We start from the raw sequence: 12,567 nt of genomic DNA, 5'->3' as shown, positions 1-12,567 counted from the left end.
AAACTTAAGGCCCAGTCTAGACTGGGCCTTTTCTGTTCTATTTTAATCTACTATATAGGTAAATAGATTGAACTATCGCGTTGCAATAAATGGCTATGGTCGAATCGGTCAATGTGTACTGCGAGCAATCTATGAGAATGGCCTACAAAATATTTTTAAGGTCGTTGTTATCAACGAGCTTTCCGATATAGAAACGGTAACTTATTTAACGCGTTATGATACGACCCATGGACGCTTTCCCGCCTCAGTGGAGCATGATGGTAAGAAATTAATCATCAATGGCGATAAAATTGATGTTATTAATGAATCTGAGGTTAAAAACCTGCCTTGGTCTGAGCTAGATATAGATCTTATTTTTGAATGTTCTGGGTCTTTTAAATCTAGAGAGGCTGCAGATGAACACCTGAAGCAGGGCGCAAAAAGGTTGCTTTTTTCGCAGCCCGCTACGACAGATGTGGATGCAACAATTGTTTATGGTTTGAATGAACAAGAGTTAAGAGCTGAGCATCAGATTGTCTCTGCTGCATCTTGTACCACTAACTGTATTATCCCTGTTTTGGATCTGCTAGATAGAGAACTAGGTATTCAGAATGGCGTGACGACAACGATTCACTCAGCGATGAATGATCAGCCGGTAATCGATAGTTATCATCAAACCGATCTGCGATTAACCCGTAGTGCAATGCATTCTATAGTGCCGGTTGATACAGGTTTAGATAAAGGTATTGATCGTTTGCTGCCGCATTTAGAAGGTAAGTTTCAATGCCTGCATATTCGTGTTCCTACGATTAATGTATCGATGATGGATATGTCGATTAATGTTGATAAAGAGACCTCAGTTGAGGTGGTTAATCAGATATTACTTCAAGCGTCGATGCAGGGTGCTTTAAAAGGACTATTGGGCTATACCGAAGAGCCCCATGCATCGGTAGACTTCAATCGTGATGCTCGATCTGCTGTTGTGGATGGTACTCAAACTAAAGTATCTGAAGGGCATTTAGTTAAAGTGGTTTGTTGGTTTGATAATGAATGGGGCTTTGCCAATCGAATGCTAGATGTAGCTAAACATTGGTTACAATTGGCTTGATTGTAGAAAGTAAAATTTCAATTGAGCCTGATAGATAAGATCTACAGGTTCGAGTAGCGACAATTTTTCAATCTTAATTTTTAAATATAATTAGGGCACGTCATGAGCGTACTAAAAATGAGTGAACTGGATCTAAACGGCAAGCGCGTTTTGATCCGTGAAGACCTAAATGTTCCAGTAAAAAATGGTGAAGTAACATCAGATGCACGTATTCGTGCAGCGCTTCCTACAATTGAGCTGGCGCTAGAAGCAGGTGCTAAGGTGATGATCATGTCTCACCTAGGTCGTCCAACGGAAGGCGAATATAACGAAGCGTTCTCTCTGCAACCCGTTGCTAACCATTTAGCTAAATTATTGGGGCGTGATGTTCCATTAATTAAAGATTGGTTAGATGGTGGTTTTGACGTTAAAGAGGGTGGCTTAGCCCTTCTTGAAAATGTGCGTTTTAATGTTGGCGAAAAGAAAGACGATGAGTTGCTAGCTAAAAAGATGGCAGCCTTGTGCGATGTATATGTGATGGATGCATTTGGTACGGCTCATCGTGCACAGGCTTCTACTCATGGTGTGGCTCAGTTTGCACAAGTTGCGTGTGCTGGACCTTTACTGGCAGGAGAGCTTGAGGCTTTAGGTAAAGCGCTAGACAAACCGACGCCTCCGCTTGCAGCAATAGTTGGTGGTTCTAAAGTTTCAACCAAATTAGAAGTCTTAAATGCGCTGTCGGCTAATGTAGATCAGCTGATTGTCGGTGGGGGTATTGCGAATACTTTCCTTGCCGCTGCAGGTAAGCCCGTAGGTAAATCTTTGTGTGAGCATGATTTAATTCCGGTTGCGCAAGCACTCATGGAAAAGACAAATATTCCTCTGCCGGTCGATGTCGTGGTTGCTAAAGATTTTTCTGAAACAGCTGAAGCAACGGTTAAGCTGGTTGATGATGTGGCCGAAGATGACATGATCTTAGATATAGGTCCACAATCGGCTAAGCAGTTAGCTGAGCTATTAAAAACTGCAGGTACGATTATTTGGAATGGCCCTGTGGGCGTTTTTGAGTTTGATCAGTTTGGTGAAGGTACCAAAGCTTTATCTTTAGCAATTGCTGAAAACCAAGGTTTTTCCATTGCGGGTGGTGGTGACACCCTTGCGGCTGTTGATAAGTATGATATCGCTGATAAAGTATCTTATATCTCTACAGGTGGTGGTGCGTTCCTTGAGTTCGTAGAAGGGAAAATATTGCCTGCTGTGGCAGCCTTAGAAACGAAGAATTCATAATTTTAATAAGTGATGGGTGTTACACTGCGCCTATCTTATTGCCTGACGGCAATATTAACGGACATAAAAGGGTGACAAAATGGCTTTAATTTCCATGCGTCAGCTGCTGGATCATGCTGCTGAGTACAACTATGGCATTCCAGCATTTAACGTGAACAACCTGGAACAGATGCGCGCAATTATGGAAGCCGCAAATAAAACAAATTCTCCAGTGATTGTTCAGGCATCAGCCGGTGCGCGTAAATATGCAGGCTCCAATTTCTTGCGTCATATGATTGAAGCAGCTATCGCTGAGTTTCCTCATATCCCTGTATGTATGCACCAAGATCACGGTACGTCGCCTGCTATCTGCCAACGTTCAATAGCAATGGGTTTCTCATCCGTAATGATGGATGGTTCTCTTATGTCTGATGGTAAAACGCCATCAAGCTATGAGTATAATGTTGATGTTACTCGCCGTACGGTTGAGATGGCACATGCGTGTGGTGTTTCTGTCGAGGGGGAACTAGGTTGCCTAGGGTCACTAGAGACTGGACAAGCAGGTGAAGAAGATGGTGTTGGTGCTGAAGGTACGCTTTCGCAAGAGCAGATGTTGACTGATCCTGATGAAGCTGCTGATTTTGTGAATAAAACAGGCGTAGATGCATTGGCAATTGCTTGCGGCACTTCCCATGGCGCTTATAAATTCACTCGCCCACCTACTGGCGATATTTTAGCTATTGACCGCATTAAAGCGATTCACGATCGTATCCCTGGTACTCATCTTGTTATGCATGGTTCATCTTCTGTTCCTCAAGAATGGTTGGCTGTCATTAATGAGTTCGGTGGAGAGATTCCTGAAACCTATGGTGTGCCCGTTGAGCAGATTGTTGAGGGTATCAAATATGGTGTGCGTAAAGTCAATATAGATACTGATTTGCGCTTGGCATCTACTGGCGCAATCCGTAAATTTATGGCGGAAAATCCAGCTGAGTTTGATCCGCGTAAATATTTGAAGAAGACAATGGATGCGATGACTGATATTTGTATTGCGCGTTATGAAGCGTTTGGTACGGCGGGTAATGCATCTAAAATGACTGCGATCTCTCTTGAAGATATGGCTGAGCAATATGAGGCTGGCGCGTTAAATCCAAAGATCGTTTAGTTGTCGTTATTGGTTGATAAAAAAACCGCTAATATTAGCGGTTTTTTTATGGGAGGGTTGCGTAATATAGGCTAGTCTAGTCTAACCAGTCTCTCGCTGATGTTGTAATCTTCTCGACGGCGGTATGAGATATTTTTCGTTCGATCGAAATGGCATAAAAGTTATTCACAATTTCATCTGTCTCTCCTAGGCTGATTAATCCCAGTTGAGCAGTGACCTCGTCTTTGATCGGTGTAGGTACGACCATAATACCCTTGCCAGCATTTGCGAACGCTTTAATGAGAGCGCTATCGTCAAATTCGCCGATGACTCTCGGGTGGATTCGGTTTTTGCTGAACCATTGTAAAAGCTGACTGCGTACAATAGTGGTTTCTCCTGGAAGCAGCATAGGACTACCATTCAGGTTGTTTGGAAAGTCATCGCTAAGTTGAGCTGCTACGTCTGGATGTGCCATAAAACTGCTACCGCATCGCCCTAAACTGTGGCTAAAGCCGTTAATACTAACGTCGGTAGGGATCGGAGATTCGGAAATAACAAGATCGAGGCGATGGAGTGCGAGTTGTGCGAGCAGTTCGTTAGCATCGCCTTCGTGGCAGATCATGCGTATATTTTTTATATCATCTATAGCTGGAGAAAGCAGAAGGTAGGCAATAGACTTCGGAACGACATCAACGACACCAACTTTAAAGACCAGTGGGCGATTTTTATCTAAATTGCGTACGCGCTCTTCTAGTTCACCACCTAATGAAAATATATCAGTGGCATAACTTAGTACCATATGACCTGTTTCTGTGAGCTCTAATTGTCGGCCAACTTTGGTAAATAGGGAGCAGCCTAAATAATCATCTAATAAGCCTAGTTGCGCGCTAATGGTATGTGGTGTGACGTTCAGGCGCTCAGCTGCTGCAACTATGCTTCCCTCTTTAGCCACCATCCAAAAATAGTGAAGATGTTTGTAATTAATCATAAGTACTCGTAAAAAACGATTATTTATTTAAGAATAATCGACTTTAGTTGAATTTGGAAGCCGTTTAGTTTGTTAAGGTTGGTGCCGGAAGGCCTTTATAGGCTTTTGGTTAATTTTTTTTTAGGAGGGGTGTTATGAAAACATCTATGAGTTCTTCCGCGACTTATTCGCAATCATCTGCGATTGAGACGAATAAGGTACTGCGCAATACATATGCATTGTTGTCCCTTACGCTGCTATTTAGTGCGATTATGGCGGGTGGTTCTTTATTGCTGCAACTTCCCCACCCCGGCATCATTATCTCTTTAGTAGGCTTTTTAGGGTTGTTTTTCTTAACCGCTAAATTAAGCAATAGTATTTGGGGGCTTCCCTCCGTTTTTGCGCTGACGGGGTTCATGGGATATACCTTAGGGCCTATCGTTGGGCACTATCTTTCTATGCCTGGTGGCGGCGCTATAGTTATGAATGCTATGGGGATGACGGGGATTATATTTTTGGCTTTGTCGGCTTATGTCTTAACTACCAAGAAGAATTTTAGCTTCATGGGTGGTTTCTTGATGGTCGGGATGATTTTAGGTGTCGTTGCGAGCTTAGCGGCCTTCTTTTTCCAGATGCCTGCTTTATCTTTAGCAGTTTCCGCCATGTTCGTGTTGTTAATGTCCGGTTTTATTCTCTATGAAACAAGTAATATCCTTCATGGCGGTGAAACAAACTACATTATGGCGACCGTTTCTTTGTACCTTTCAATATACAATTTGTTCACTAGTTTGTTACACCTTTTAGGTTTTTTGGGTGGAGATGAGTAAATTAGCTATGTAATAAACCCTGTTAGGGATTTTATAGGCGGTCTTCCAAAGAGCCGCCTTTTTTCTTTTAGGGCCTGCCAACCGGTCAGTCACGACTTAATATAGGTCGCTGAGTGTTCTGATATTTAAATAACTAATGCCTATTTTGGGAAAGCTAAGGTATAGAAACCTGCTACTTCAACTGTTTTTTTGTTCTTGTTTATGTAACCTAAGCAATTCATGGGCAAGTGTTTTTCCTTCGTTTTCCCCAGCCGATAGCTGAAGTCAAAAATCTAGTATGGTTATATGGGTTGTTAGGTTTACATTGAGTTCATTAAATTACGATGGCGGAATAATGATATTACTTGCATGGTCGCTGCCTGTAGCTTGGCGGCAACGGGAGTAATAGCAATATTGGAAGGTTGAGTAAGGTGGTGTTATCTCATAGTGAACCTGACCACATAGGCAACTTCACTTATAGTGCTCGGTAGGTATACATATCCTCTTTACTGTTTAGGCGCAGAGATTGTGGCGTTAAATGGTTGGCTCTCTTTGTGGGTTACCATCGTTTAATTATTTAATTTCAACGACAATTTTTTTGTAGTATTGGAAGTACATGGCAACTTGTTGTTGCTTGTAGTGTCTAAGCCGAGCGCGTTAACTATCGTTGTATAACCTTATTTAAAACTATGCATTAATCCTAAGTCCTTAGTCGTTTTATTCAAGAGTGTGGCTTGTGCTTTATGGGTTTTGCGTATTGTTTAGTATCTTGGTTATTTTTTGTGAAAAAATATAAAAGGAGAATTCATGTCATTTTGCTTAGCGTTTAAAGTTCGAGATTATGAGTGTGATCTGCAAGGTATTGTAAATAATGGTGTTTATTTTAATTATTTAGAACATGCTCGACATGAATTTTTACTTGCTAAAGGGATTAACTTTGCAGCGTTAACGGCCCAAAAAATACACTTGGTTGTTGTTCGTTCTGAAATGGATTACAAACGCTCGCTGACCAGTGGTGATTGTTTTGAGGTGCGTGTGAATGTGGAGCGCATTAGTAAAGTAAAGTTTGGGTTTCGTCAGCAGGTTATTTGTTCGGATGGAGCCATCGTGCTTGAGGCTCTTGTTATCGGCGTTGCGTTAAATCAACGTGGTAGGCCTTGTGTATTGCCAGAAATAGAAGCTTTAATCGAGCTGGCGGAGTGATGGAAAGCTGGTTGTTAACTAATGAACTGTATCTGCGTCTAGGCGCCTTTTTTGGGGTGTTTTTGATTATGGCTCTGTGGGAGAGAGTTAGGCCTTGTCGTCCACTTAATTTTACTCGATGGTATAGGTGGAGCAATAACCTTGCATTGGTTTTTCTGAATAGTTTGATACTTAGGATATTGTTTCCAGTTGCTGCCGTTGGGGTTGCGCTTCTAGTTGAGCAGAAGGGATACGGGTTACTGAATTTACTGGGGGTACCGCTATTTTTAAGTACGTTTATAGCGGTTGTGACTTTAGATATGCTGATCTACTGGCAGCATGTTTTATTTCATAAAATACCGATGTTATGGGCTTTACATAAAGTGCATCATGCTGATCTTGACTATGATGTCACTACCGGTGCGAGGTTCCATCCACTAGAGATTTTGTTATCAATGTTAGTCAAAATGGCGGCTATTGTTTTGTTGGGAGCACCTGCTGTTGCGGTACTTGTTTTTGAAATCCTTTTGAATGCATCGGCCATGTTCAATCATAGTAATATTCAACTTCCTCGTACTGTGGATAAGTTCGTAAGGATGTTTTTGGTAACGCCGGATATGCATCGAGTGCATCACTCGCAGATTCAACAAGAAACGGATAGTAATTATGGATTCTCTCTTTCTTGCTGGGATCGCTTGTTTTCAACTTACACGGCGCAGCCACAAAAAGGTCATTTAGGTATGGATATAGGTTTATCTGAACTTAAAGAACCGAGCTTGGTATGCTCTCTTAAAGGAATGATTTCGCTTCCGTTTCGCCGTTAATGAGCTCTTTAGAGGCTAGATTTTAGTTGCGCCCAGAATGCGCTAACTAAAGGATTTTTGAGCTTTTTTTCTAAAGTGATGATCCCTACTTCGTAAGCTTTCAGTTTTGGGGAGATGTCTAGAATATCGACAGTATTAGCTAGAGGGCTATTGTCTAGCACTATTTGCGGAACAACCCCAACGCCAAAGCCTAGGCTTACCATGCTGACAATCGCTTCATTACCCGCAACTTGGGCATAAATAAGTGGTTTTATTGTTTGTTCTTTTAGCCAGCGATCTATGCGCTTTCGGGCAATGCCTTCCTCAGACAGTATCATAGGTACTGTTTCATCGAGTTTATTAATTGATCTAGGTTTGCCTTCAATCCCTTGTTTGGGGGCAATGAATAATAAGGGAGATAGCGCAATCGGTTTAAATGCTAGACCGGTCGGTAGAGAGTCAGGCTTGGCTGTGATAGCAAAATCTTCATTACCTGAAAGAACTTGATTGATGGCATGTTCAGGATCGCCGGTGTGTAGTTTTATTTCAATTTTAGGGTAGTTACTTCTAAATTCGCTGAGGATGGCAAATAAAAAACTATAGCTAGCGGTAACGGAGCAGTACATACTGATTTGGCCCTGTAATTCTCCTGTACGTTCCATTAGTTGAGTTTTTAGGGTATTCCACTGGGTTAGGGACTCCCGAGCATAGCTAAGAAATATATTTCCTTCTGCGGTTAAAGCAACACTTCTATTATCCCGATCAAAAAGGGACACACCGACTTCGTCTTCGAGTTGTTTTATGCTTCTACTCAAGGCAGAAGGGCTAATGTGAGATGCTTCACTCGCGCGGCCAAAATGTAGGCTGTCTGCTAAGTGAATAAATTGTCGTAGCTGTTTTATATCCATATGTACTTTGTTGCAAATATTGAAATATTTGCCATTAGTTTATGCTATTTAGTGGGATTTGGAACTAGTGATCTTAGTTTTTAGGCTTATTTGCTTTCGGTAGTGTTTAATATTTATGCTACTATTGTGCGGTGCACAATAAAACCGGAGGCTCATTATGACAAAGATATTGAATCTGGCCTTACAGGGTGGCGGAGCGCATGGTGCCTTTGCTTGGGGGGTTCTTGATCGCTTGTTAGAGGAGGATTTTAAGCCAAAGGCTGTAACGGGTACGAGTGCGGGGGCTATGAATGCTATATTGCTTGCGCATGGTTGGCAGGAAGGTAAAGCTCAAGGTGCAAGAGCCTTATTAGATAAGTTTTGGACACAGGTTTCGTTGAATTCTCCAGGGGAGCTTTTAGGTTCTCAATTACATGATACGCAAATGACGTCCATGGCGGGTTGGGTGATGGATCTGTTGCGTTATATTTCCCCATACGATCTTAATCCGCTAGATATTAATCCTTTGCGATATTTACTAGAGGATCTTGTTGATTTTGAAAAATTGAAAGAAGCGTCGCCAATTAAGCTGTTTATTGCTGCTACGGACGTCAGTAGCGGGAAGATCAAGCTGTTTAGAGAAAATGAGTTGACGGTAGAGCATGCTCTAGCATCGGCTTGTTTGCCAACATTGCATAAAGCAATCGAAATTGATGGGAGCTACTATTGGGACGGAGGCTTCTCAGGTAACCCTGCGGTATATCCATTGATATTTGATTGTAAAGAAGATGACATATTACTGGTTTTGTTACAGCCCCTTCAGGGCGGGGAGGTGCCCACTACGTCGCAAGCAATTAATCAAAGAGTAACAGAGCTTGGTTTTCAGAGCACTTTTTTACGAGAGATGCGTGCGATCAGTTATACCTTGCAGCAAGCAAAAGGTTGCTATTTTAGTCTTAATGGATTGGAGCGTCGTTTTAGGAATCTACGCTTTCATTTAATTGAATCAGGAGAGGTTTTCTCATCTTTAGAGCAAGCGAGTAAGTACGATACTCGGCAGACATTTCTACAGGAGTTAAAAGAAAAAGGGCGTTTAACCGCAGATCGATGGATTGTAGAAAACTGGGACAAGATTGGTAATAAACCTAGCTGTGATCTAGAACCTCTATTTTTATAATAAGAGTTTTTGATAGAGGTTGGTTGTCAGCAATTAGCGTGAACTTACCAGCAGGTCTGAGAGTAGAGTGATTTGTAGAAGGTTTTTTTGTCGATCAACAACAATGGAAAAATTGATTTATTTGATAACATGGCTTCCTAACCTCTAGCGCAGTAGAATGTGTTTTTGCATGCTTAATTAGGTGATTTGAAGAGCAATGACAGACTTTCAGAATGAAGATAAACCGGAATCAGTTAAGCCGCGTAGTCGAGGTATTTACCTTTTACCAAATCTCTTTACAACGGGTGCGCTTTTTTCGGGGTTTTATGCCGTAGTTGCTAGTATGAACGGGCATTTTGAAAATGCTGCAGTTGCTATCTTTGTTGCTATGGTACTTGATGGTTTGGATGGGCGGGTTGCTCGTATGACCAATACCTCCAGTGCATTTGGTGCAGAATATGATTCATTGGCAGATATGGTTTCTTTTGGGGTTGCGCCATCTTTAGTGGTATTTAATTGGGTTTTGGATGATATAGGTAAGTTGGGCTGGTTTGCTGCGTTTGTGTATGTGGCTGGTGCGGCATTAAGACTTGCACGTTTTAATACCCAGATAGGTTCTACAGATAAACGCTATTTTATCGGTTTGCCTAGCCCAGCCGCCGCCGCGGCCGTAGCAGGTCTTGTCTGGGCTGCGACTGAATATGATATAGACGGTGGTCCTTATGTTTATCTTATCGCTGCTTATGTTGCTATCGTAGGTGTTTTGATGGTGAGTAATGTTCTTTATTACAGCTTTAAAGATGTAAACCTAAAAGAGAAGGTGCCCTTTCTTATCCTCGCAGGTATTGTGTTGGCTGTAGGTGTTATATCTATTAGTCCTGCCATATTTCTGTGGATGCTCTTTTTGGCATATGCGATCTCAGGGCCATTGCTTTGGGCTTGGCGAAAGAGTAAACACAAATCTAGTATGTAAGTTTAAGCGGCCTTCTATTATGAAGGCCGCTTTTGTATCCGTTCGTTACTTTCTATCTACAAATAATAACCTAATGAGTACGAGTCTTATTATTAGTTAATAAAACATATATGTGCATTACTAGGGGTTTATCTCTGTTTAATAAGGGAGAGGGTTTGGTTTGATCGTAAAACAACCAGTTTCGCCCCGGTTTCCGCTTAATCTCACTTTTTTGCCTTTATTTCACAGTTTTTTAGTTTTGCCTGTTGACGTTGTTTGGGAAGTGTCTATAATTCGCCGTCCTTGCTAAGGGAGGCCTGCAAAGCAGCGCTGAATGACCTAAGTTGAGGTTGAATTAACTCCTTGAAAACCTTTGGTTTTGTTGGATTTGGTTTGAAGGTTTTAGAGTTGATTGTTGTGTTGGAATTGATTGCGAATTAATTCAGAAAAACACAAAATAACGGTTGACTTTGAAGCGGCGCAAAGTAGAATATGCGCCTCGCTTGAGACGAAACGCTTCGCAGCGTTAGGTTGGTTCCAAGCAACGCTCTTTAACAATTTGATCAGATAATTCGTGTGGGCGCTTGTTGAGATGAAGCAAATAGCTTTATTTTCTAGACAAGCAACCAAGTGAATTCATTTAAAACGATTTACAATAGGTTTTGCATTTTCGAATGCAATCCGGTTGTTTAGTACTAGAGCCGTCACCACATTCCTGGTGACACTATATGATTTAAACTGAAGAGTTTGATCATGGCTCAGATTGAACGCTGGCGGCAGGCCTAACACATGCAAGTCGAGCGGTAACAGATCTAGCTTGCTAGATGCTGACGAGCGGCGGACGGGTGAGTAACGCGTAGGAATCTACCCAGTAGCGGGGGATAAGCCAGAGAAATTTGGTCTAATACCGCATACGCCCTTCGGGGGAAAGCAGGGGCTCTTCGGACCTTGCACTATTGGATGAGCCTGCGTGAGATTAGCTAGTTGGTGAGGTAAGAGCTCACCAAGGCGACGATCTCTAGCTGGTCTGAGAGGATGATCAGCCACACTGGAACTGAGACACGGTCCAGACTCCTACGGGAGGCAGCAGTGGGGAATATTGCACAATGGGGGAAACCCTGATGCAGCCATGCCGCGTGTGTGAAGAAGGCCCTAGGGTTGTAAAGCACTTTCAGTCGTGAGGAAAGGTGTGTACTTAATACGTGCATACTGTGACGTTAGCGACAGAAGAAGGACCGGCTAACTCCGTGCCAGCAGCCGCGGTAATACGGAGGGTCCGAGCGTTAATCGGAATTACTGGGCGTAAAGCGCGCGTAGGTGGATTGGTCAGTCAGATGTGAAAGCCCAGGGCTCAACCTTGGAACTGCACCTGATACTGCCAGTCTAGAATACGGTAGAGGGTAGTGGAATTTCCTGTGTAGCGGTGAAATGCGTAGATATAGGAAGGAACACCAGTGGCGAAGGCGACTACCTGGACCGATATTGACACTGAGGTGCGAAAGCGTGGGGAGCAAACAGGATTAGATACCCTGGTAGTCCACGCCGTAAACGATGTCTACTAGCCGTTGGAAGACTTGATCTTTTAGTGGCGAAGCTAACGCGATAAGTAGACCGCCTGGGGAGTACGGCCGCAAGGTTAAAACTCAAATGAATTGACGGGGGCCCGCACAAGCGGTGGAGCATGTGGTTTAATTCGACGCAACGCGAAGAACCTTACCAACTCTTGACATCCAGAGAAGTTACTAGAGATAGTTTCGTGCCTTCGGGAACTCTGAGACAGGTGCTGCATGGCTGTCGTCAGCTCGTGTTGTGAAATGTTGGGTTAAGTCCCGTAACGAGCGCAACCCTTGTCCTTATTTGCCAGCACATAATGGTGGGAACTCTAAGGAGACTGCCGGTGACAAACCGGAGGAAGGTGGGGACGACGTCAAGTCATCATGGCCCTTACGAGTTGGGCTACACACGTGCTACAATGGCCGGTACAGAGGGCTGCGAACCTGCGAAGGTAAGCTAATCTCATAAAACCGGTCGTAGTCCGGATTGGAGTCTGCAACTCGACTCCATGAAGTCGGAATCGCTAGTAATCGTGGATCAGAATGCCACGGTGAATACGTTCCCGGGCCTTGTACACACCGCCCGTCACACCATGGGAGTGGATTGCACCAGAAGTAGCTAGCTTAACCTTCGGGAGGGCGGTTACCACGGTGTGGTTCATGACTGGGGTGAAGTCGTAACAAGGTAGCCCTAGGGGAACCTGGGGCTGGATCACCTCCTTAAACGAAAGCCGAATCTTGGCAAGCGTTCACACGAATTATCTGATCAGAAAGTGAAGAGAGCG

At 43.2% G+C, this 12,567-nt stretch carries 10 protein-coding genes, 1 rRNA gene and 1 pseudogene; 9 read left to right on the top strand and 3 right to left on the bottom strand.

All coding sequences use genetic code 11. From position 1 onward, the window contains the following. The first annotated feature begins 67 nt into the window (after positions 1-67). From A3774_RS09630 to fba, 3 genes are all read left to right on the top strand, one after another. Positions 68-1,087 (top strand): type I glyceraldehyde-3-phosphate dehydrogenase, encoded by a 1,020-nt coding sequence (locus A3774_RS09630; protein ID WP_067866640.1) that lies wholly within the window; start codon positions 68-70, stop codon positions 1,085-1,087. Positions 1,088-1,189: 102 nt separating this feature from the next. Further along, positions 1,190-2,353, top strand: a complete 1,164-nt coding sequence (locus tag A3774_RS09625) for a phosphoglycerate kinase (RefSeq protein ID WP_067866638.1) — start codon at positions 1,190-1,192, stop codon at positions 2,351-2,353. 79 nt (positions 2,354-2,432) lie between these two features. Further along, complete coding sequence (gene fba / locus A3774_RS09620; RefSeq protein WP_067866636.1) at positions 2,433-3,497, top strand: class II fructose-bisphosphate aldolase; 1,065 nt, start codon at positions 2,433-2,435, stop codon at positions 3,495-3,497. Positions 3,498-3,573: 76 nt separating this feature from the next. Here the strand turns inward: fba and nhaR are convergent, their stop codons facing one another. Further along, positions 3,574-4,464 (bottom strand): transcriptional activator NhaR, encoded by an 891-nt coding sequence (gene nhaR, locus A3774_RS09615; RefSeq protein WP_067866634.1) that lies wholly within the window; start codon positions 4,462-4,464, stop codon positions 3,574-3,576. Positions 4,465-4,598: 134 nt separating this feature from the next. Between nhaR and A3774_RS09610 the strand changes: the two genes are divergently transcribed. Continuing rightward, positions 4,599-5,270: a Bax inhibitor-1/YccA family protein gene (locus A3774_RS09610; protein WP_067866632.1), complete on the top strand. Its 672-nt coding sequence runs from the start codon at positions 4,599-4,601 to the stop codon at positions 5,268-5,270. Between the two features lie 318 nt (positions 5,271-5,588). On the opposite strand, the pseudogene A3774_RS17285 reads toward A3774_RS09610, so the two are convergent. Then, a pseudogene (locus A3774_RS17285) lies at positions 5,589-5,708 on the bottom strand (GFA family protein); the annotation flags it as partial. 348 nt (positions 5,709-6,056) lie between these two features. Here A3774_RS17285 and A3774_RS09605 point away from each other — a divergent pair. After that, positions 6,057-6,452 (top strand): acyl-CoA thioesterase, encoded by a 396-nt coding sequence (locus tag A3774_RS09605; RefSeq protein WP_067866629.1) that lies wholly within the window; start codon positions 6,057-6,059, stop codon positions 6,450-6,452. Further along, a complete protein-coding gene (locus A3774_RS09600) occupies positions 6,452-7,255 on the top strand; it encodes a sterol desaturase family protein (protein ID WP_067866625.1) in 804 nt (267 codons plus the stop codon). Before A3774_RS09605 ends, A3774_RS09600 begins: the two co-directional genes overlap by 1 nt. A gap of 8 nt (positions 7,256-7,263) precedes the next feature. Here A3774_RS09600 and ilvY read toward each other — a convergent pair whose 3' ends face one another. Continuing rightward, on the bottom strand, positions 7,264-8,142 hold the full coding sequence (gene ilvY / locus A3774_RS09595) for an HTH-type transcriptional activator IlvY (protein ID WP_067866624.1): 879 nt from the start codon (positions 8,140-8,142) through the stop codon (positions 7,264-7,266). A gap of 157 nt (positions 8,143-8,299) precedes the next feature. Between ilvY and A3774_RS09590 the strand changes: the two genes are divergently transcribed. The 3 genes from A3774_RS09590 to A3774_RS09580 all read left to right on the top strand — a co-directional run bounded on the left by A3774_RS09590 (position 8,300) and on the right by A3774_RS09580 (position 12,505). Continuing rightward, positions 8,300-9,298, top strand: a complete 999-nt coding sequence (locus tag A3774_RS09590) for a patatin-like phospholipase family protein (RefSeq protein ID WP_067866622.1) — start codon at positions 8,300-8,302, stop codon at positions 9,296-9,298. 196 nt (positions 9,299-9,494) lie between these two features. After that, positions 9,495-10,250 carry a CDP-diacylglycerol--serine O-phosphatidyltransferase gene (pssA, locus tag A3774_RS09585; RefSeq protein WP_067866620.1) on the top strand — a complete coding sequence of 252 codons (756 nt, stop codon included), beginning with the start codon at positions 9,495-9,497 and terminating at the stop codon, positions 10,248-10,250. Between the two features lie 714 nt (positions 10,251-10,964). Further along, positions 10,965-12,505, top strand: a 16S ribosomal RNA gene (locus tag A3774_RS09580). Positions 12,506-12,567 lie beyond the last annotated feature (62 nt).

The sequence above is a fragment of the Neptuniibacter marinus genome, from assembly GCF_001597725.1.
Taxonomy (GTDB): Bacteria; Pseudomonadota; Gammaproteobacteria; order Pseudomonadales; family Balneatricaceae; genus Neptuniibacter; species Neptuniibacter marinus.
The sequence above is the reverse complement of the archived record's forward strand: the minus strand, read 5'-3'. Positions and strand labels throughout refer to the sequence as shown.